This is a genomic window from Halorhodospira sp. 9628 (assembly GCF_022228075.1).
Lineage (GTDB): Bacteria > Pseudomonadota > Gammaproteobacteria > Nitrococcales > Halorhodospiraceae > Halorhodospira > Halorhodospira halophila_A.
Map to the genome: position 1 here is coordinate 431,117 of NZ_JAJNRF010000001.1, position 19,957 is coordinate 451,073.

The window sequence follows — 19,957 nt, forward strand, 5'->3', positions numbered from 1 at the left end:
CTTTGTCGTTACCGGGTGCTGAAACGCGGAGCAGCCTATGGCGAAGCGTGACTACTACGAGGTGTTGGGGGTCAACAAGAACGCCTCTGACGCCGAGATCAAGAAGGCCTACCGGCGCATGGCCCAGAAGTACCATCCGGACCGCAATCCGGGGGACGAGGAGTCGGCCGAGCGCTTCAAGGAGGTCAAGGAGGCCTACGAGGTCCTCTCGGACGCGCAGAAGCGCGCCGCCTACGACCAGTTCGGCCACGCCGGGGTGGATCCGTCCGCCGGCGGTGGCGGGCCGCGCGGCTACGGTGGTGGCGCCGGACCGGGCGGTCCCGATTTCTCGGATATCTTCTCCGACGTCTTCGGGGATATCTTCGGCTCCGGGGGTGGCCGCGGCGGCGGCCGCAGCCGGGCCTTCCGCGGTGCCGACCTGCGCTACACACTCGAGCTGAGCCTCGAGGACGCGGTGCGCGGTACCGAGGAGCAGATCCAGGTGCCCACCCACGTCGAATGCGACTCGTGCAAGGGCTCGGGCTCCCGGGCCGGCTCCAAGCCGCAGACGTGCCCGACCTGTAAGGGCCACGGCGACGTGCGCGTGCAGCAGGGATTCTTTTCCATCCAGCAGACCTGTCCGCGCTGCGGCGGCGAGGGCGTTGTGGTGACCGACCCGTGTCCCAAGTGCCGGGGCCGGGGTCGGGTCGAGGACCGCAAGACCCTCAGCGTGCGCATCCCCGCCGGCGTCGATACCGGCGACCGCATCCGCCTCTCCGGCGAGGGCGAACCGGGCGAGCGCGGTGGTCCGCCGGGTGACCTGTACGTCCAGGTCGCCGTGCGCGAGCATGAGTTCTTCGAGCGTGACGGGGCCGACCTGCACTGCCAGGTACCGGTGGACATCGTCACCGCGGCCCTCGGCGGCGAGGTTGAGGTGCCCACCCTCGACGGCCGCGTGAACCTGCGCATCCCGCCGGGGACCCAGCCCAACCAGGTGTTCCGCCTGCGCGGCAAGGGGGTCAAGCCGGTGCGCGGCAACCGCCAGGGCGACCTGCTCTGCCGGATCCACGTCGAGACGCCGGTCAACCTGACCAAGCGCCAGCGTGAGCTGCTCGAGGAGTTTCAGGCGACCCTGCAGGACACCGGAGGCAAGCACCATCCGCACACCTCGTCGTGGCTCGACAAGGTCAAGCGCTTTATCGAGGAGTGGCGGATATGAGCCTGGGCATCGGCATCATCGGGGCCGGCGGCCGCATGGGCCGTATGCTGATCGATGTGGTGCACCGGCAGCCGGGGGTGCATCTGGCCGCCGCCACCGACCGGGCCGGTGGCGAGGCCGTCGGTCGGGATGCCGGTGAACTCGCCGGGCAAGGGGCGGTGGGCGTGACCGTCGGGGACGACATTGCGACCGCCGTGTCTGCCTCCGAGGCTGTGATCGATTTCAGCCTCCCCGAGGCGACGGAGGCGGTGACTGCTGCCTGTGCGCAGGCCGGCCGCCCGCTGGTACTGGGGACCACGGGCCTCGGCGAGGCCCAGCGCGAGGCGGTGCGGCAGCTCTCGGAGCAAGTGGCGGTCATGCACGCGGCCAACTATTCGACCGGAGTGACGCTGCTGACCGCGCTGGTCGAGCAGGCCGCCCGCGCCATCGGTGAGCACAGCGACATCGAGATCATCGAGGCCCACCACCGCCACAAGGTGGATGCCCCTTCGGGTACTGCGCTTCGGCTCGGCGAGGCGGCGGCCGATGCCTTGGGACGTGACTTGGGGCAATGCGCCGTCTACGGCCGCGAGGGCTACACCGGGGAGCGCGACCGGCGGGCCATCGGCTTCGAGACGATCCGTGCCGGCGACATCGTCGGTGAGCATACCGTGCTCTTCGGCGGGGACGGTGAACGGGTCGAGCTCACCCACAAGGCCTCGAGCCGCACCACCTTTGCCGCCGGCGCCCTGCGGGCCGCCACGTGGCTGGTGGAACAACCGCCGGGGCTCTACGACATGCGCGATCTGATCGGCGTGTGAAGGCCTGAGCACGGGGCGGCCGCTCGGCCGCTCCGTGCTCAGGCAGCCGAGCGCTTGGCGGGTAGCTCGGCCTGGTATCGGCGCAGGAAGTAGTCGATGGTCTCGGTGCGGATCTGGATCGATCCGCCGGGGCGGTTCTCGTCTAGGTCCTTGAAGCAGAAGTAGGGTGTTCCGGATTGCTCGATGATCGCCTCGATCACCGAGTAGATCGGGGCGTCGTGGCCGCACTTGAAGTTCGACAGCTCCACGGCCACCAAGTTGGGGTGGCGGGCGATGAACTTCGCCGCCCAGAGCTTGCGGGAGCTGTGCTCTGAGAAGTCGTGCTTCCAGACGTCGTCGATGGCCAGCGCCGAGCGCATGGCGCCGGCGCGCACCTCGGCGCCGAAGAGCTGCTCGAGCGTGGCCGGATCGCGGGGCAGGGCGTCCTGCCACAGGATCGGGTAGCCCTTGCGCTGCAGATCATCGAGGATGCCGTGGTTGATGCCCGGATCGTTGTGGTAGGGCCGGCCGAGGACCCCGATACCCACCCGTCCTTCCTGCTCCAGCCGCTGCAGCGTCTGCCGCTGTTCGGCCTCCATCCGCTCGTGGAAGGCGTGCAGGGCTGCCAGGCCCTGTTCCGCGGCGCGCCTTGACTCCCTGGCGCTGATGCCGAGTTCCTCTCCCCAGTCGGCGCGCATCTGTTCGGCACACAGCGCCGCGTCGTCCAGGTTGACCAGGGTCTTGCGGAAGCGGATCCCGTGCTCGGCGAACACGTCCCCCTCGCGGCGGAAGGCGGCGTGGGTGGCTTCGGCGGTGCCCGGCACCGTCGGGCACGCCTGGGCGGCGAGTGCGCCGTCCAGAGCGCCGGGTAGACTCTTGATCATCGGGAAGAAGATGTGGGTGAGCGGGCGCCGGCGGTGTTTGCGGGTAAGCAGGTTATGGACGTGCGGGATGCCGAGCTTGCTCGGGAAGCACGGGTCGATGCTGCCGCGGTTGGCGCCGCGACGGTAGAGTTCCGGATCGGTGTAGTCGGAGAAGACCAGCGCCCGTTCGGGGACGCCGAGCGCTGTGAAATAGCCGAGGAAGAAGGGCGCGCAGCTGTAGAGGTTCAGGACCCGGGGGATACCGATGCGCACCTGACGGCGATAGGCCATCGCCGCCCGGCGGCGGGCCGCAGGGCGGCCCAGCGGGCCGGGCAGGCGGGTCTGTGGCAGCGGGTCGGCGACCCCTTCGACCTGCGGGGTGCGGAAGACCTCGCGGGCGGCGCGGTCCAGGTGATTCGGATTGCGCTCGGCGTCGCGATCGAGCGCCGCCTTGATGCGCTGCATGGTGTCTTTGTCCTCGACCTCGCCCTGCTCGCAGGAGGCGATGATTACGCGCCGGAAACCGGGGGCCAAGGGGACCGAGGTCCGGGGTGGCGTATCGGCCCCGGTTGCCGGCTCGGTGACGTCGCCGGTGGCCACGTCGATGAAGGTCCGCAGGCAGAGGTTGCGGCAGAAACGACACCGTGTGCGCTCGTCGCGGATGGTGTGGTGTTGGAGGCGGCGCGCGCGTTCGAAGCCGATGAACGTCGAGCGGCGGTGCTCGCTGCGGTGCAGTCGGCGGGCCTCGAGCCCCGCGCCGATCGCCCCGGATTCACCGCAGTGGCGGTGCACGCGGATGTCACACTCCGCCCCCACCTGCCGGAAGCGCTCGCGCAGGTAGTCCACCTGTGCCTTCACGGCGGCGAGGTTGTGCTGCGTTCCCCCTTGTAAGACGAAACGCCGTCCCAGATCCGCCGGGTTGGGCTGCCGCGCCACATAGAGCCAGATGTTCTTCGGCAGGACCGCCGCCAGGCCGGCGAGGATCTCGTGGCGCTGCCAGCCCTTGCGCTGGAAGTCGACGATGTCCGACTGCAGGAAGACCGCACAGCCGTGGTTGAACACGGGCATCGCCTCCGCGCTGAGCGCGGTCTCGGCGTAGTCCTCGAGCTCGATGCCAAAGGCGCGCGCGGTTGCCTGCAGGAAGTAGCCGTTGCCCGCCGAGCATTGGGTGTTGAGACGGAAGTCGCGGACCCGGCCGTCGCGCAGGAACATCAGCTTGATGTCCTGGCCGCCGACATCGACGATGCAGTCGGTCCCGGGGTGCTCTTTTTCGCAGGCGTGGGCGTGGGCCACCGTCTCGACGACCGCGGTATCCGCATGCAGCACGTCGCGCAGGATATCCTTGGCGTATCCGGTGGTGCCCACACCGAGGACTTCCAGTTCCGCCCCTTGGCGCAGGACGGCGGTCTCCAGTTCGGCGAGCAGGGCAACGGCGTCCTCGATGGGGTTGCCTCCGGAGAGTCGATAGGCCTTGGCGAGGACCTCGCCGTCCGGATCCAGCAGGACGCCCTTGGTGGAGGTGGACCCGGCGTCGATCCCCACATAGCCGGTCACCCTTTCGCCGGGGGAGAAGCGGGCCGGCTGCCAGGGTTGCGGCTGGAACTCGCGCAGAAACGTTTCCAGCTCGGCGGAATCCTGGACCAGGGGCGGTGCGCCGCCCGGGCGCCGCCCGCCGGTGCGCTGCTCCGTCAGCCAATCGTCCAGCACGCCCGGCCCCGGGTAGCGCCCGGCGTCCGGGTCATCGGCCAGCTCGCTGCGCCCGAACGCGACCGCGCCGAGCGCGGCGAAGTACTGGGCCTGCTCGGGGACGTGGACGGCTGCCTCCAGCGGCGCGTTCCAGTCGACGCCTCGCTCCTCCCAGAGGGCCTGGATGTGGCTTCGCCAGCACTCCTGAAGGCCGCGGATGTAGGTGTTCGGCCCGCCGAGCAGCAGCACCCGGGGGTGGAGGGTGTGGCCCCGGGTCAGGACGGAGAGGTTCTGCTGCACGATGGCCTCAAACAGTGAGGCCATCAGTTCCTCGGCGGCGACCCCCTGCTTCTGTAGGGAGTTGATATCGGTCTCGGCGAAGACCCCGCACTTCCCGGCCACCGGGTGGACGGTGTGGCCGACATAGCCCATGTCGCCGAGCCGCTCCGGCGCGATGGCCAGCTTGGCGGCGATCTTGTCGATCACGGCGCCGGTGCCCCCGGCGCACTTGTCGTTCATGGCCGGGATCTTGCGCTTGCTGCCGTCTTCCAGCGACTTGAAGACGATGATCTTGGCGTCCTGGCCACCGAGCTCGACCACGCTGCCGACGTCGGGGAAACGCGACTCGACGGCCAGCGACACGGCGTGGACCTCCTGCACGAACCGCGCCCCCAGGGCCCGGGCGACGCTGCCGCCCCCCGAGCCGGTGGTGAACAGCCGCAGGTCTTCGCGACGCGCCGCTGGGATGGCTGCCTCGATCCGGGCGAGGAAGTCACGCACGGTCTCCAGCTGGCGCGTTTCGTGGCGGCGATAGTCGTGCCAGAGCAGTGTATCGTCGGCACCGTCGATGACTACGGCCTTGACCGTGGTGGAACCGACGTCCAGGCCGACCAGGATCGGGGCGTGATCAGCGGGGCTGGGCATGACGGGGCTCCCCGGGCTGGTGCTCGGTGGCGGCGTGGCGGGGCGAGTCCGGGTGGCTGGCCATGCGATCGGCCAGGTGATGGACGAACCGTGCCGCCCGGCAGATCGCCCCGCCGGTATGGGGGATCGGGTAGAGCGGGCTGCGCAGCTGCGGGCGTTCGGCGATGTAGGCGCGCAGCGTGTCCAGGTCGGTGCCGCGGGCGGTCAGGGCGTCTTGGAACTCGTTGCGGGCGGACTCGCGCGCCTCGCCCAGCGCCATCTGTGCCCGCGAGTAGGCGTTGATCTCGCCCTCGCCGGAGGTCTCAATGGGCAGGAAGCGGATATCCGGATAGTCGGCCTGCACGGCTGCCTGGGCCCCGTCGGACTGGGTCGAGGGCATGCAGCCGAAGGGCTTGAGCGAGAGGGTCATGTGCGCCAGACGGTTGCGGTGGTAGTAGAGCGTCTTGGCCACCTCAAGGTGTCCCTCGCCACCGGTGATGCGCGGGTGGTAGTAGGGGCGGCCGAGACGCTCCAGGGTGCGCTGGTCGGCCAGCGGGGCTGCACAGTTACCGAGGGCGGCGCGCATGCGGTCGTACTCGCGATGGAGGAGCCGGCCGATCTGCTCGATCAGCCAGTGGCGCAACCGTGTGGTGGTGGCCCGCAGTAGGGCGCGGCCCGTCCGGACGTGAGCCGCCGCCTCGGCCGCCCGGGCCTCATCGAGCTGGCCGTGGAGCCCGTGGCGCATGTAGTCGACCCATCCGGCGACCGGTTCCACCTGGATCTCGGCGCCTTCCCCCTCGAGAAACTCGAACATGCGGAAGTTGCCGTCCCCCTCGGTGGTCTGCGCCCAGAACTCGCCGGTGACCTTCACCAAGGGACGCGGGCGCAGGTAGTCCACCTCGAAACCCGCTTCGATGATCCTGCGACAGCGGGACAGGGCGGCGGTGCAGGTCGAATCCCGCAGGCGGGTGAGCAGGCGGGCGGCATCCTCGGCACTGGACAGGGGGGTCACGGCGGCCAGCAGCCGGGCCGTGGCCGTCACCCGGGGATGCGGCCGTCCCTGGCCGAGCGCCCGCTCGCACTCGCTCAGGCAGGCCTCGAAGGTCCGTTCGGCCGCGGAGCTATCGGTAGCGTAGGGGCGCGCCCGGTAGAAGACGGCATTGAGCACGTCGGCCATGAACAGGGCGTCGAGCACGGCGATGTAGAGACCAAGGTCCACGGAGAGTCCGTCTCCGTAGCCCTCGTCCGGGTGGCCATCGCCGCCGCCCTTCTTGTCGAAGGCGATCACCCGGAACCCCGGATAGCCGGCCTTGGCCAGGGCCTGCCGGTACTGCGCCTCGTACATCCCGAAACGGCAGGGCCCGCACGAGCCCGGCGTGACGAAGACGTACCGGTCCGTAACTTCGTCCCGCGCGAGGTTGCGCTCGGCTCGGCGCCGTTCGAGGTGGTTGATCAGGGCGCCGGCGACGAAGTAGACCGGATTGCACTGGCCGTTGTTGCAAAGCTCCCGGCCGGTCTGCAGATCGCCGCGCTCCGGCGTGGGGATCGCCTCGGCATGGTAACCCAGACCCCGCACGGCGGCGGTGAGCAGCCGATCATGAGCGACGCTGAGACTGCCGAAGAGCAGGGTGACCCGGTCCCGTTCCTCGCGGGTGAACGGCCGCTCGGCGGGGCGCCGGTAGTGACGCCTCGCGCCGTCCTGCGGGTGCGTCGGCGGGCTCGGTTCCATGGGCCACTCGCGTACCGCTGATCCGGTCAGCCTTCCAATCTAATCCTGTTGCCCGAAGGCATCAAATCGCCCCCGGGCCCCTCGCCGCCCGGGGCTCAGCCTGCCGCGCAGTCCAGCAGGCGCTGCAGGATGTCGAAGTAGATCGCCTCCAGCGCTTCGAGGTCGGCGACCGCGACGTGCTCATTCGCCTTGTGAATGGTGGCGTTCAGCGGGCCGAGTTCCACCACCTGCGCGCCGGTCGGGCCCATGAAGCGGCCATCGGAGGTGCCCCCGGAGGTCGATCGCCGTGGACAGCGCCCGGTGTGCGCAGTGACCGCCTGCTCGACGGCCTCGATGAGCGCCCCGCCTCGGGTGGCGAAGGGGCCGCCCGAGTGCCGCCAGGATATCGTGTAGTGGACGCCGTAGTGGTGGAGGATCGCCTCGATACGTTGCTGCAGATCCTCGGCGGAGACCGTCGGGGCGTAGCGCAGGTTGAAGACGACCTCCATGGCGCCGGGGATGACGTTGTCCGCCCCGGTGCCCGCCTGGATGTTGGAGATCTGGAAGCTGGTCGGCGGGAAGTCGTCGTCACCCTGATCCCACTCGGTGGCCACGAGCTCCTGCAGCGCCGGTGCGAAACCGTGGATGGGGTTGTCCGCCTGGTGCGGGTAGGCGACGTGACCCTGCTCGCCGTGGACGGTGAGGTGGCCGGTCAGCGACCCCCGGCGGCCGACCTTGAATTCGTCCCCCAACTGCGCCTGGCTGCTGGGCTCGCCGACGAGGCAGTAGTCGATGGCGCTGCCCCGCTCGGCCAGGGTCTCCACCACGTGGCGCGTGCCATCCACCGCAGGACCCTCCTCGTCGCTGGTCAGCAGGACCCCGATGGCGCCGGCGTGCTTGGGATGGTGGGCGACGAAGCGCTCCACGGCAGCGGTGAAGGCGGCGACGCTGCCCTTCATGTCCGCCGCACCGCGGCCGTAGAGATAGCCATCTTCGACGATGGGCTGGAAAGGTGGGTGCTGCCACGCTGACTCCGGGCCACTGGGGACGACATCGGTATGGCCGAGGAAGCAGAACAGCGGCCGCCCGGTACCGCGCTGCGCCCACAGGTTGGTCACCCCGCCGGTGCTCAACCACTCGGCGCCGAAGCCGGCCGCGGCCAGGCGTTCGGCGATGAGGGTCTGGCAGCCGGCATCCTCGGGGGTCACCGACGGTCGCTGGATCAGCTCCCGGGCCAGCTCGAGGGTTGCGCTCATGGGCGCAGCAGCTCGTTGATGCCGACCTTGGCGCGGGTCTTCTCGTCCGCGTATTTGATGATCACGGCACAGTAAAGACTGTGGCTGCCATCGGCGGCGGGGAGGTTTCCCGGGACGACCACGGCACCCTCTGGAACGTGCCCGAAGTGGACCTCACCGGTGTTGCGGTCGTAGATCTTGGTGCTCTGGCCGATGTAGACGCCCATGGAGATCACCGCGCCGCGGCCGACGATCACCCCCTCGACGATCTCCGAGCGGGCGCCGATGAAGCACTCGTCCTCGATGATGGTCGGGTTGGCCTGCAGCGGCTCGAGTACGCCGCCGATGCCCACCCCCCCCGAAAGGTGGACGTTTTTGCCGATCTGGGCGCAGGAGCCCACCGTGGCCCAGGTGTCGACCATGGTGCCCTCGTCCACATAGGCGCCGATGTTCACGTAGGAAGGCATCAGCACCACCCCGGGGGCGATGTAGCTGCCGCGCCGCGCTGCCGCCGGCGGCACCACGCGCACGCCGGACTCGCGCAGGGCGTCCTCGCCCCAGTCGGCGAACTTCATCGGCACCTTGTCGAAGAAGTTGGTCACGCCGCCGCGCATCAGGCGGTTGTCGTTGAGCCGGAAGGAGAGCAGGACGGCTTTCTTCAGCCACTCGTTGACCTGCCAGCCCCCGTTGCCCGGTTCGGCCACCCGTGCCTGGCCGCTATCCAGACGGCGCAGGGCCTCATCGACCGCCTCGCGGATCTCGGCGGGGGTGTCATTCGGGTTGAGGCGGGTGCGTTGTTCGAACGCCTCTTCGATCACCTTCTGGATGTCTGCAGCCATGCTGGGCTCCCTATTGGAAATTTCTCTGGACAAACCGCCGGATCCGCTCCGCCGCCTCGATGCAGGTGGCCAGGTCGGGAACCAGCGCCATGCGGATGCGTCCCGCCCCCGGAGCAACCCCGTCAGGGCCGGTGCGGGAGAGGAAGCTGCCCGGTAGAACCGTGACGTGCTCTTCCTCCCAAAGCCGCCGGGTGAACTCCTGGTCGTCCACCGGTGTGCGCGGCCAGAGATAGAAGGTCGCCGGCGGCGGGGAAACGTCCTCGAGGGCGTCGGCGAGAATGGTACACACCTCCCGGTAGCGCTCGCGATAGCGCGCCCGGTTGTCGATGACGTGGCTCTCGTCGCCCCAGGCTGCGGTGCTCGCGGCCTGCACGTGCAGGGGCAGGGCGCAGCCCTGATAGGTGCGGTAGCGCAGGAAGGCGTGGATCAGGCCCGGGTCGCCGGCAACGAACCCGGAGCGCAGGCCGGGGGCGTTGGAGCGCTTGGACAGGCTGTGGAAGACCAGGCAACGGTGGAAGTCGGTGCGCCCCTCGGCCTGGCAGACCTGCAGCAGTCCGGGCGGGGGATCGTCCTCGTCGGCGTAGATCTCGCTGTAGCACTCATCGGCGGCCACGATGAAGCCGTACCGGTCACTGAGTTCCAGCACACGGCGGTGGTAGTCGGTGCCGGCCACGGCGCCGGTCGGGTTGGCCGGGCTGTTGAGGTAGAGCAGCTGGACCCGCTGCCAGGTCCGCGGCTCGATGGCGTCGAGATCCGGCAGCCCGCTGCCCGGGTCGATGGGCAGGTAGAGCGGGCGCGCGCCGCTGAGCAGCGCTGCACCCTCGTAGATCTGATAGAACGGGTTGGGCATGGCCACGTACGGCCGGCCGCGGCCGATGACAGTCTGGGCGATGGCAAACAGTGCCTCGCGGGTCCCGGCGACGGGTAGCACGTGGTACGCCGGGTCCACGGCCGTCCCGGGCAGGTCGAAACGCCGGCACAGCCAAGCGGCGATCGCCTCGCGCAGCGACTCGAGGCCCCGGGTGGCCGGGTAGCGAGCTACCTGATCCAGGTTGTCGCGGAGCACCCGGGTGAGCAGCTCGGGGGGCGGATCCTGGGGCTCGCCGATACCCAGCCGGATGGGCGCTGCAGCCGGTGCGCGGTGCCCGGCCAGAAGCCGCTCCATGCGCTCGAAGGGGTAGGGCTGCAGCTCGGAGAGACCGCGATTCATAGATCCTCCGCGTCGAGGAGTCCTTGCAGGGCCTGACGCACACAGCGGTACTGCGCCGGCCGGCGCAAAGGCTTGCCCTGGTCATCGGTGATGAAGAACACGTCCTCGGCCCTCTCTCCCATAGTGGCGATCTTGGCGTTCTTGACCCGCACGCCGCACTGCGAGAACGCCCTGCCTACCCGTGCCAGCAGTCCGGGCCGGTCGGCGGTGATCAGCTCCACGACGGTGCGGGTGTTGTCCGGGTCGTCCGTAAAGCGGATCTGCGTCTCGGTGCGAAAGTGCTGGAGCTGTCGCGGGATGTGCCGCGCCACCGGGGCCGGGGGCGGGCCCTGCTCAGCGGCGGCGGCGGCCAGCACGCGGCGCACCTCCTCGATACGTTGTTCCTCCCGCGGTGGCTCGCCGTGTTGTTCCAGCACCCGGTAGCTGTCCAGGGTATAGCCGGCGTCGGTGGTGATCACGCGGGCATCCTGGATGCTCAGACCGAGCCGGTCCAGGGCCCATACACAGCGGGCGAAGAGATCGGTGCTGTCGGGTGCGTAGAGGAAGATCCGCGTGCCGCCTCCAGCGTCCTGCGCGGCGGCCAGCACCAGCGGGAGCTGGGCCGGCAGCGCCTCGGCAATGGCCTCGGTGTGCCAGGCGATCTCCTCGGCGCTGTGGCGCAGGAAGTAGTCCTCCGGCAGCTCCCCCCAGACTTTGCGGATGCGCCCCGGTCCGTAACCGCGCTGGCGGAGGATTCGCCGGGCATCGCGCTGGGTGTCGCGGATCAGCTCGCGCTTGTCCAGCGGCTTACCCAGTCCGCGGCGGATGGCGGCCCGGGTCAGCCCGTAGAGCTCGTTGAGCAGCGCGGCCCGCCAGGCGTTCCAGAGTTCCGGGTTGGTGGCGCGGATGTCGGCGACAGTCAGCAGGTAGAGGTAGTCCAGGTGGGGCTGGTCGCCCATGGCGCGGGCGAACTCGGTGATCACCGCCGGGTCGGAGAGATCCTTGCGCTGCGCGGTGACCGACATGTCCAGGTGGTGGCGCACCAGCCAGGCGACCAGGCGGGCGTCGTAGGCCCCGAGCCCGTGCTGGATGCAGAAGTTATAGGCATCGGTGGCGCCCAGTTCGGAGTGATCGCCGCCGCGGCCTTTGGCGATGTCGTGGAACAACCCCGCCAGGAAGAGCAGCTCGGGTTTTGGCAGCTGCTGCATGATGTCGTGGGCCAGGGGCAGCTCGGCACGGTGCTCGGCCAGGGCCATGCGGCGCAGGTTGCGCACCACGAAGAGGGTGTGCGAGTCGACGGTGTAGACGTGGAACAGGTCGTACTGCATGCGCCCGGCGATTCGCCCGAACGCCGGGATGTAGCGCCCGAGCACGCCGTAACGGTGCATCCGGCGCAGGGCGTGGGTGATGCCCTGGGGCTGGCGGAGGATCTCCATGAACAGGCTGCGGCAACGCAGATCGCGCCGGAAACTCTCGTCGATGAGCGTCCGGTGCTGGCGGATGAGCCGGATGGTCGAGGCACGCACGCCCTTGAGTTCCGGGTGCTGCTGCAGCACCAGGAAGACCTCCAGCAGGGCGAATGGATAGCGCCGGAATACCGAGGGGTCGGTGACCTCAAGGAAGTCGCGGCGGATCTGGAAGCGCTTGTTGATCGGGGTCGGCTCGGTACCCGAACCGGCGTAGAGGATCGCCTCCTGGAAGTGCTGCAGGAGCATCTCGTTCAGCCGCGAGATGTCCATGGCGGTGCGGAAGTAGCGCTGCATGAACTGCTCGACGGCCAGGGTGCGGTCGTCATCGACGTAGCCGAACAGCTCGGCCAGACCGACCTGGTGGTCGAAGAGCAGACGGTCCTCGCGTCGACCGGCGATCAGGTGCAGACCGAAGCGCACGTCCCAGAGGAAGCGTTGGCCGGCGTGGAGGGCCTGGTACTCGGCTTCGGTCAGGAACCCCTCCGCGACCAGCTCATGCACGTGCTCGGCCCCGAAGTGGCGCTTGGCGACCCAGCCCACCATCTGGATGTCGCGCAGACCGCCGGGGCTGGATTTGATGTTTGGTTCCAGGTTGTAGGCGGTGTCGTGGAATTTGGCGTGGCGGGCCTGCTGCTCGGCCAGCTTGGCCTCGAAGAAGGCCGGGCTTGGCCAGATGCGCTCGGCCGACATGGCCTGGCGCAGCGACTGACAAAGCTGCGGGTCGCCGCAAAGCAGGCGCGACTCCATGAGATTAGTCGCGATGGTGATGTCGTCGCCGGCGGCCTCGATGCACTCCTCGACGCTGCGAACGCTGTGACCGATGTCCAGACCTAGATCCCATAACCCGGTGATGAGGGATTCGAGCGAAGGGGTGAGCGCCTCTCTGCGCCCGGGGGCGACCAGGACCAACACATCGATGTCGGACCCCGGGTGCAGCTCGCCGCGGCCGTAGCCGCCCACCGCCAGGAGCGCGCAGCCGCCTGGATCGTCGCCGCCCAGGCTGCCTCGCCACAATTGTCGGACCACCTCATCCACCAGGGCGGCCCGTTCCGGAACCAGTTCCTCGGCGCCGGTCCCGGCGCGGAATCGCTCGGCGAACTCTGCATCAGCCTGCCGCAGGGCTTGGCGCAGGGTGGGCAGCAGCGGCTCACCCGCCTCCAGCGCCCGGGCTAGATCACCGGACTCCAGGACGGCGGGGCGGGCCGTGGCGGGCATGGTGGGGCTCCTGTCGATGGGGCGGCGACTCAGCGGCCGTCCGGTGCCGGGGTGAGGATCTCGTAGCCGGTCTCGGTGACAAGCAGGGTGTGCTCCCACTGGGCCGAGAGGCTGCGGTCCTTGGTCACCACCGTCCACTGGTCCCGCAGCAGCTTGGTGGCCGGTTTTCCGGCGTTGATCATCGGTTCGATGGTGAAGGTCATACCGGGCTCGAGGCGCATGCCGGTGCCGGGCTGGCCGTAGTGAAGCACCTGTGGCTCCTCGTGGAAGCTCTGCCCGATGCCGTGGCCGCAGTACTCTCGCACGACCGAGAAGTTGTGCTCCTCCGCGTGGCACTGCACGGCGTGGCCGATATCCCCCAGAGTGGCGCCGGGCCGGACCTGCTCGATGCCGCGCCAGAGGCAGTCGCGGGTGGTTTCCACGAGGCGTCGGGCCAGGATGCTCGGCTCGCCGACGTAGAACATCCGGCTGGTGTCGCCGTGCCAGCCCTCGGGGTCGATGACCGTCACGTCGATGTTGAGGATATCGCCCTTCTTGAGCTTTTTCGGCCCGGGGATGCCGTGGCAGACGACGTGATTGACCGAGGTGCAGGTGGCCTTGGGGAAGCCGCGGTAGTTCAGCGGCGCCGGCGTCGCCCCGAGCTCCTCCGTGATGTAGCGATGACAGAGCTCGTCGAGGTACTCGGTTGTCACCCCGGGCTCGACCCGGGGGGCGATCATGTCCAGCACGCTCGCGGCCATCCGGCCGGCGCGGCGCATGCCCTCGATCTCTTCAGCGGTTTTGATGGGTACAGACATGCGCCTCATCATAACATGTGGAGTTCGCCTGCGGTGTGTCGCCGCCCGGCCGTGGAGGGTGTTGCCCAGCATCGGCAGGCCGTGCAGTTCATTCTTGTAACCGACTGTCGATAGTGGTATAAACCGCGCTGCTGCGGCGTAAAGGTGCGCCCAGCAAACTGGGAAAACCACTGAATCCACACATACGCCGTCACATTCGACCGGGTGCCCGGTGGCCGTGCGCGACCGGGTCGTCGTCTGCGGGCGTATGGAGGCTCAACCCGATCCAAGGAGATCCGACATGGCCGACGTTTCCATGCGTCAGATGCTGGAAGCGGGAGTGCACTTCGGGCACCAGACCCGCTTCTGGGATCCGAAAATGCGCCCCTTCATCTTCGGTGAGCGCAACAAGATCCATATCATCAACCTCGAGAAGACGCTGCCCCTCTACAAGGACGCCCTGAACTTCGCCGGGCGCCTGGCCAGCAACGGTGGCAGGATCCTCTTCGTCGGGACCAAGCGGCCGGCGCGGGAGCTGGTCCGCGAGCATGCGGCCCGCTGCGGGATGCCCTACGTCGATCACCGCTGGCTCGGTGGCATGATGACCAATTTCCGCACCGTCAAGCACTCCATCGCCCGCCTCAAGGACCTGGAGACCCAGGCGGAGGACGGCACCTTCGACAAGGTGACCAAGCGCGAGGCGCTGGCGCTGAGTCGCGAGCGCGAGAAGCTTGATCGCAGTCTTTCGGGCATCAAGAACATGGAGCGCCTTCCCGACGCCATGTTCGTCGTCGACGTGGGCTATGAGCACATCGCCATCTCCGAGGCGAAGAAGCTCGGCATCCCGGTCATCGGCGTGGTGGACACCAACTGCTCGCCCCGCGAGGTCGACTACGTCATCCCCGGCAACGACGATGCCATCCGTGCCATCGAGCTCTACGTCAGCGGTATCGCCGATGCCGTCCTCGAGGCCAAGCAGGCAACCAGTCATGCCGCGGCCTCGGGCAAGGACGACTTCGTCGAGATCAACGACACCGCATCCTGAGGGGGGCAAACAGAGATGTCCGTATCCGCAAATCTGGTCAAGCAGCTTCGTGAGCGCACCGGCTCCGGCATGATGGAGTGCAAGAAGGCCCTGGTGGAGGCCGACGGCGACCTGGAGGCCGCCGCAGAGCTGATGCGCAAGAAGGGCCTGGCCAAGGCCGACAAGAAGGCCGATCGGGTCGCGGCCGAAGGCCGCATCGTGGCGGCCCGCTCCGATGACGGCAAGGCCGGCGTGCTCGTCGAGGTCAACTCCGAGACCGACTTCGTCGGCAACGGCGACGAGTTCCGCGCCTTCGCCGAGTCCGTGGCGCAACGGGCTCTGGACTCCGGCGCCGAGGACCTGGACGCCCTGCTGGCCAGCGAGGTCGACGGCAAGTCGGTGGAGACCCTGCGCCAGGAGATGGTCGCGCAGCTCGGCGAGAACATCGAGGTCCGCCGTTTAATCCGCTACGCTGGGGACCACCAGGTGGCTCAGTACCTGCACGGCGCGCGGATCGGCGTGATGGTCGAGTACACCGGGGGCGACGAGCAGCTCGGCCGCGACCTGGCCATGCACATCGCGGCCTCCTCGCCGGTTTGCGTCAGCCCCGACGATGTGCCGTCGGATCAGCTGGCCTCCGAGAAAGAGGTACTGCTGGCGCAGGCTCGCGAGAGTGGCAAGCCGGAAGAGATCGTCGAAAAGATGGTCGAGGGCCGGCTCAATAAGCATCTGAGCGAGATCACGCTGCTCGGTCAGCCCTTCGTCAAGGACCCGGATCAGACCGTCGGGGACCTGCTCAAGGCCAAGGGCGCGGAAGTGACCCGCTTCGCGCGCTACGAGGTCGGCGAGGGCAAGGAGAAAAAGGACGAGAGCTTCGCTGACGAGGTGATGGCCCAGGTCCGCGACTCCTGAGCCCGGGCGGCGCTATCAGCAACGGCGGTGCCCGGGGTTCCCGGGCACCGCGCCCGCTCACCGAAAGGCCGGAGTCATGACGGTGCCGCACTATCGCCGGATACTGCTCAAGCTCAGCGGCGAGGCGCTGCTGGGTGACGGACAATACGGGATCGCCGCCAACACGCTCGATCGCATCGCCGACGAGCTCGCCGAGATCAACGCCATGGGGGTCCAGGTGGCGGTGGTCATCGGGGGTGGCAACATCTTCCGCGGGGCCGGCTTGGCCGCATCGGGCATGGACCGCGTCACCGCCGATCACATGGGCATGCTGGCCACCGTGATGAACGCCCTGGCCATCCAGGACGCTCTGGAGCGGCGGAACGTGTTCTGCCGCGTCATGTCGGCCATCAAGATCAATCAGGTCTGCGAGGATTACATCCGCCGCCGGGCGGTGCGTCACCTGGAGAAAGGCCGGGTGGTGATCTTCGCGGCCGGTACCGGCAACCCCTTCTTCACCACCGACTCCGCCGCCAGTCTGCGCGCCGTGGAGGTCGGAGCCGAATTGCTGCTCAAGGGAACCAAGGTCGACGGGGTTTACAGCTCCGACCCGGTCCGCGACCCCGAGGCGAAACGCTATCAGCAGCTCACCTATGATGAAGTGCTGAGCAAGCGCCTGGAGGTCATGGACGCGACCGCCATCGTCCTGTGCCGCGATCAAGCGATGCGCATCATGGTCTTTGACATCACCAGCCCGGGTACCATGGTCGCCGCGGCCCGTGGCGAGCCGGTGGGCACCGTGGTCGACCCGGGTCTGCCCAGCGCCCAGGAGGAATCATCGTGATCGAAGATATCCAGGAAGACGCCGACCGCCGGATGGCCAAAGCTGTCGAGAGCCTCAAGCACGACCTGGCTCGGCTGCGCACCGGGCGCGCCCATACAAGTCTGCTTGATCAGGTGAATGTCGAGTATTACGGCATGGAGGTGCCCATCAAGCAGGCGGCCAACATCAGCGTGGAGGATTCGCGCACGCTCGCCGTTACGCCCTTCGAAAAGCACATGGTGCCCGCCATCGAGAAGGCGATCATGGCCTCGAACCTGGGGCTTAGTCCGGTTACGGCCGGGCAGGTCATCCGGGTGCCGCTGCCCTCACTGACCGAGGACCGCCGCAAGGAGATGGTCCGCCTGGTCAAGAACGAGGCCGAGCAGGCCCGCGTCGCCATCCGCAACGTCCGCCGGGATGCCAACTCGGACCTCAAGGACCTGGCCAAGGGCAAGGACATCACCGAGGACGAGGAGCGCAGCGCCCAAGAGGCCATTCAGAAGCTCACCGATCGGTACGTGGCGCAAGTCGACGACCTGCTCGAGGAGAAGGAACGCGAGCTCATGGAGGTCTGAGCAGGTCGTATGGCGGAGACGAATGGGCCAGCGCAGATCGCCGAGCGATTAGCCGGTGTCGAGTTACCGCGCCACATCGCCATCGTCATGGATGGCAATGGGCGGTGGGCGCAGCGGCGTGGGCAGCCGCGCTACGCCGGCCACCGCGCTGGCGTGCGCTCGGTGCGTGAGGTGGTCGAGGCGTGCGGGCGCCTGGAACTCGAGGCACTGACGCTCTTCGCCTTCAGCAGCGAGAACTGGCGTCGTCCGCGCGGCGAGGTCCGCGTGCTGATGGAGCTGTTCCGGACCACGCTCGATGAGGAGCTGCAGCGGCTCCACGAGAACGGGGTGCGCCTGAGCTTCATAGGCGATCGGGCGCAATTCAATAAGGCCCTGCAGCGGCGGCTCGTCGATGCCGAGACGCTGACGGCCGGGAATACCGGGCTGAATCTGATCGTGGCCACCAGCTACGGCGGACGCTGGGAGATCGCCGAGGCGGCCCGCCACCTGGCGGCGTCGGCGGCCCGCGGAGAGGTCGATCCGCAGGCCATCGACGAGGAGGCCTTCCGCGGCGCGCTGTCCCTTCCGGATGTGGCCGATCCCGATCTGTTCATCCGCACCGGGGGCGAGCGACGCATCTCCAACTTCCTGCTCTGGCAGATGGCCTATACCGAGCTCCACTTCGCCGAGACGCTTTGGCCGGAGTTCGGCACCGAGGAGCTAGCCCGCGCCATCGAGGACTATGCCGGGCGGGATCGCCGCTTTGGCGCCGTATCCTCCCGTCCGCTGAAGTCGGTGCGCCATGCTTAAGGCACGGGTGCTGACGGCACTGGCGTTGGGCCCCCTATTACTCGCCGCCATCTGGCTGCTCCCCACCGGGGTGCTCGCCGTGCTGCTGGGGGCCACGGCGGCCCTTGCGGCCTGGGAGTGGACCACGTTGATCGGGGTTCAGGACACGGCGCGTAGGGCGGCCATCGTGGGCGGGTTCGCCGCCACCCTGCTGCCGGGGTGGTTGCTTCTGGAAGCCGGTGTCGCGGCTGGCGGTATTCTCTATGCGGTGGCCGGTCTGTGGGTCGGGGCCCTGGTGTGGCTCCTGCTCTACAGCCGGCGTGACCTCCCGGCGCCTTCGCCCCTGCGGGCTGCCCTGGTGGGTTGGTTGGTGCTGTGGCCGTGCTGGCTGGCGTTGGTCTACCTCCACGGCAGCACGCCCTGGGGGCCGTTCTGGCATACATTCCTGCTGGTGCTGGTCTGGGCGGCGGACACCGGCGCCTACTTCACCGGTCGGGCGTGGGGCCGCCACCGGCTGGCACCGCGGATCAGCCCCGGCAAGAGCTGGGAAGGGGCGCTCGGTGGGGGTGCCGCTGCGCTGCTCGGGGGCGGGCTGCTGGTGCTCGCCCTGCAGCCGCAGGCCCCGGGGCTGGGAGCGCTGGCCCTGCTGACGGTGGCGGTCGTTGTTGCCTCGGTGGTGGGGGATCTTTTCGAGAGCATGCTCAAGCGTCAGCGCGGCGTGAAAGACAGCGGCGGCATCCTGCCGGGGCACGGCGGGATCCTCGATCGCATCGACAGCCTGACTGCGGCGGCGCCGGTTCTAGCAGCGGGGTTAGCGTGGTGGCAGAGCGGAATCTGATGCAGCTGGCAGTACTCGGGGCCACCGGCTCCATCGGCACGAGCACCCTGGATGTCGCGGCCCGGCATCCGGAACGGTTCGGCGTCCACGCGGTGGCCGCCGGCCGGGACTGGGAGGGGTTGCTGCGGATCTGCCGCGAGCACCGTCCAGCACGCGCGGCCCTTGCCGATGCGGCGGCGGCGGACGAACTGCGCCATCGCCTCCGGGACGAGGGGCTGCAGCACATCGAGGTCGATGCCGGCGAGGAGGGTGTGGCGGCCCTGGCGGCGGATAGCGACGTGGACGCCGTGGTGACGGCGGTGGTCGGCGCCGCGGGTCTGGCCTCTTCGCTGGCGGCCTGCCGCGCCGGCAAGCGGATCCTGCTGGCCAACAAGGAGACACTGGTCGTCGCCGGGGAGCTGTTCATGGCGACGGCGAAGCGGTTCGGAGCCCGGATCGTGCCCGTGGATAGCGAGCACAACGCGGTCTTCCAGGGACTGCCGGCCGGTGCAGATGCCACGGCGGGGGTCGAGCGCATCGTGCTCACCGCCTCCGGCGGCCCGTTCCGCGATCGCGATCCCGACACCCTGGCTGCGGTCACGCCGGAGGAGGCTGTGGCGCACCCGAACTGGTCCATGGGTCGCAAGATCTCCGTGGATTCGGCCACGATGATGAACAAGGGCCTGGAGGTCATCGAGGCCTGCCACCTCTTCGACCTGGAACCTCGGTGCGTCGATGTGGTCATTCATCGACAGAGCCTGGTGCATGCGCTGGTGGGCTACCGTGACGGTTCCTACCTGGCGCAGGTCGGGTCGCCGGACATGCGGGTGCCGATCTCTTACGCCATGGGCTATCCCGAGCGGATCGCCTCCGGCGTCGATCTGGTCGACCTGGCTGCGGCGGGTCGTCTCGACTTCGAGGCTGTGGACGAGCGCCGTTTCCCGTGCCTGCGCCTGGCCTATCAGGCGCTGCGTACCGGCGGCGGTGCCTGTGCCGTGCTCAATGCGGCCAACGAGATTGCGGTGGATGCCTTCCTCGACGGGCGTCTCCGTTTCGACCGCATCGCGCCAGTGATCGAGGAGGCCCTGGCGGCGGAAACCCCACCGCCCCCCCAGGATCTGGATTCGGCCCGTGGGATCGACGCGCGGGCCCGCCGCCAGGCCGAAGAGGCCGTGCGGCGCATCGCGGACTGATTCGAC

Annotated in this window: 16 protein-coding genes; 9 read left to right on the forward strand and 7 right to left on the reverse strand. The window is 68.7% G+C overall.

From position 1 onward, the window contains the following. Nucleotides 1-37: 37 nt before the first annotated feature. Together dnaJ and dapB are read left to right on the forward strand one after the other, a co-directional pair. Complete coding sequence (gene dnaJ, locus LRG10_RS01970) at nucleotides 38-1,198, forward strand: molecular chaperone DnaJ (protein ID WP_201170613.1); 1,161 nt, start codon at nucleotides 38-40, stop codon at nucleotides 1,196-1,198. Beyond that, the gene (dapB, locus tag LRG10_RS01975; protein WP_201170611.1) at nucleotides 1,195-1,998 is read left to right on the forward strand and encodes a 4-hydroxy-tetrahydrodipicolinate reductase; all 804 of its coding nucleotides are present in this window, start codon (nucleotides 1,195-1,197) and stop codon (nucleotides 1,996-1,998) included. Before dnaJ ends, dapB begins: the two co-directional genes overlap by 4 nt. Nucleotides 1,999-2,036: 38 nt before the next feature. Here dapB and LRG10_RS01980 read toward each other — a convergent pair whose 3' ends face one another. The 7 genes from LRG10_RS01980 to map form a co-directional block, all read right to left on the reverse strand. Then, the gene (locus tag LRG10_RS01980; RefSeq protein WP_238634541.1) at nucleotides 2,037-5,450 is read right to left on the reverse strand and encodes a BadF/BadG/BcrA/BcrD ATPase family protein; all 3,414 of its coding nucleotides are present in this window, start codon (nucleotides 5,448-5,450) and stop codon (nucleotides 2,037-2,039) included. Further along, complete coding sequence (locus LRG10_RS01985; RefSeq protein ID WP_201242646.1) at nucleotides 5,434-7,158, reverse strand: activator of (R)-2-hydroxyglutaryl-CoA dehydratase; 1,725 nt, start codon at nucleotides 7,156-7,158, stop codon at nucleotides 5,434-5,436. Before LRG10_RS01985 ends, LRG10_RS01980 begins: the two co-directional genes overlap by 17 nt. 95 nt (nucleotides 7,159-7,253) lie before the next feature. Then, nucleotides 7,254-8,393: a succinyl-diaminopimelate desuccinylase gene (gene dapE / locus LRG10_RS01990; RefSeq protein WP_238634543.1), complete on the reverse strand. Its 1,140-nt coding sequence runs from the start codon at nucleotides 8,391-8,393 to the stop codon at nucleotides 7,254-7,256. Then, nucleotides 8,390-9,211 (reverse strand): 2,3,4,5-tetrahydropyridine-2,6-dicarboxylate N-succinyltransferase, encoded by an 822-nt coding sequence (dapD, locus tag LRG10_RS01995; protein ID WP_201242644.1) that lies wholly within the window; start codon nucleotides 9,209-9,211, stop codon nucleotides 8,390-8,392. Before dapD ends, dapE begins: the two co-directional genes overlap by 4 nt. Before the next feature lie 10 nt (nucleotides 9,212-9,221). Further along, on the reverse strand, nucleotides 9,222-10,421 hold the full coding sequence (dapC, locus tag LRG10_RS02000) for a succinyldiaminopimelate transaminase (RefSeq protein ID WP_201170602.1): 1,200 nt from the start codon (nucleotides 10,419-10,421) through the stop codon (nucleotides 9,222-9,224). Beyond that, nucleotides 10,418-13,084, reverse strand: coding sequence for a [protein-PII] uridylyltransferase (gene glnD, locus LRG10_RS02005; protein ID WP_238634550.1), 2,667 nt, complete (start codon nucleotides 13,082-13,084; stop codon nucleotides 10,418-10,420). The genes dapC and glnD overlap by 4 nt, the downstream gene beginning before the upstream one ends. Before the next feature lie 29 nt (nucleotides 13,085-13,113). Then, nucleotides 13,114-13,881 carry a type I methionyl aminopeptidase gene (gene map / locus LRG10_RS02010; protein ID WP_201242642.1) on the reverse strand — a complete coding sequence of 256 codons (768 nt, stop codon included), beginning with the start codon at nucleotides 13,879-13,881 and terminating at the stop codon, nucleotides 13,114-13,116. 280 nt (nucleotides 13,882-14,161) lie between these two features. On the opposite strand from map, the gene rpsB reads away from it, so the two are divergent. The 7 genes from rpsB to LRG10_RS02045 all read left to right on the forward strand — a co-directional run bounded on the left by rpsB (nucleotide 14,162) and on the right by LRG10_RS02045 (nucleotide 19,951). Further along, entirely contained in the window at nucleotides 14,162-14,905 is a 744-nt protein-coding gene (rpsB, locus tag LRG10_RS02015) for a 30S ribosomal protein S2 (protein WP_238634552.1), read from the forward strand. A 15-nt stretch (nucleotides 14,906-14,920) separates the two neighbouring features. Beyond that, entirely contained in the window at nucleotides 14,921-15,796 is an 876-nt protein-coding gene (tsf, locus tag LRG10_RS02020; RefSeq protein WP_201242641.1) for a translation elongation factor Ts, read from the forward strand. 76 nt (nucleotides 15,797-15,872) lie between these two features. Then, entirely contained in the window at nucleotides 15,873-16,619 is a 747-nt protein-coding gene (gene pyrH, locus LRG10_RS02025; RefSeq protein WP_201170595.1) for a UMP kinase, read from the forward strand. After that, entirely contained in the window at nucleotides 16,616-17,173 is a 558-nt protein-coding gene (gene frr, locus LRG10_RS02030) for a ribosome recycling factor (RefSeq protein WP_201242640.1), read from the forward strand. Before pyrH ends, frr begins: the two co-directional genes overlap by 4 nt. A gap of 9 nt (nucleotides 17,174-17,182) precedes the next feature. Further along, nucleotides 17,183-17,962, forward strand: coding sequence for a polyprenyl diphosphate synthase (uppS, locus tag LRG10_RS02035; RefSeq protein ID WP_201242639.1), 780 nt, complete (start codon nucleotides 17,183-17,185; stop codon nucleotides 17,960-17,962). Continuing rightward, a complete protein-coding gene (locus tag LRG10_RS02040) occupies nucleotides 17,955-18,779 on the forward strand; it encodes a phosphatidate cytidylyltransferase (RefSeq protein WP_201242638.1) in 825 nt (274 codons plus the stop codon). The genes uppS and LRG10_RS02040 overlap by 8 nt, the downstream gene beginning before the upstream one ends. Continuing rightward, complete coding sequence (locus tag LRG10_RS02045) at nucleotides 18,779-19,951, forward strand: 1-deoxy-D-xylulose-5-phosphate reductoisomerase (RefSeq protein WP_201242671.1); 1,173 nt, start codon at nucleotides 18,779-18,781, stop codon at nucleotides 19,949-19,951. Before LRG10_RS02040 ends, LRG10_RS02045 begins: the two co-directional genes overlap by 1 nt. The last annotated feature ends 6 nt before the right edge of the window (nucleotides 19,952-19,957 follow it).

Coding starts and splice junctions, on each gene's coding strand:
- dnaJ (WP_201170613.1), top strand. CDS start 38: ATGGCGAAGCGTGACTACTACGAGGTGTTGGGGGTCAACAAGAACGCC.
- dapB (WP_201170611.1), top strand. CDS start 1,195: ATGAGCCTGGGCATCGGCATCATCGGGGCCGGCGGCCGCATGGGCCGT.
- LRG10_RS01980 (WP_238634541.1), bottom strand. CDS start 5,450: ATGCCCAGCCCCGCTGATCACGCCCCGATCCTGGTCGGCCTGGACGTC.
- LRG10_RS01985 (WP_201242646.1), bottom strand. CDS start 7,158: ATGGAACCGAGCCCGCCGACGCACCCGCAGGACGGCGCGAGGCGTCAC.
- dapE (WP_238634543.1), bottom strand. CDS start 8,393: ATGAGCGCAACCCTCGAGCTGGCCCGGGAGCTGATCCAGCGACCGTCG.
- dapD (WP_201242644.1), bottom strand. CDS start 9,211: ATGGCTGCAGACATCCAGAAGGTGATCGAAGAGGCGTTCGAACAACGC.
- dapC (WP_201170602.1), bottom strand. CDS start 10,421: ATGAATCGCGGTCTCTCCGAGCTGCAGCCCTACCCCTTCGAGCGCATG.
- glnD (WP_238634550.1), bottom strand. CDS start 13,084: ATGCCCGCCACGGCCCGCCCCGCCGTCCTGGAGTCCGGTGATCTAGCC.
- map (WP_201242642.1), bottom strand. CDS start 13,881: ATGTCTGTACCCATCAAAACCGCTGAAGAGATCGAGGGCATGCGCCGC.
- rpsB (WP_238634552.1), top strand. CDS start 14,162: ATGGCCGACGTTTCCATGCGTCAGATGCTGGAAGCGGGAGTGCACTTC.
- tsf (WP_201242641.1), top strand. CDS start 14,921: ATGTCCGTATCCGCAAATCTGGTCAAGCAGCTTCGTGAGCGCACCGGC.
- pyrH (WP_201170595.1), top strand. CDS start 15,873: ATGACGGTGCCGCACTATCGCCGGATACTGCTCAAGCTCAGCGGCGAG.
- uppS (WP_201242639.1), top strand. CDS start 17,183: ATGGCGGAGACGAATGGGCCAGCGCAGATCGCCGAGCGATTAGCCGGT.
- LRG10_RS02040 (WP_201242638.1), top strand. CDS start 17,955: ATGCTTAAGGCACGGGTGCTGACGGCACTGGCGTTGGGCCCCCTATTA.
- LRG10_RS02045 (WP_201242671.1), top strand. CDS start 18,779: ATGCAGCTGGCAGTACTCGGGGCCACCGGCTCCATCGGCACGAGCACC.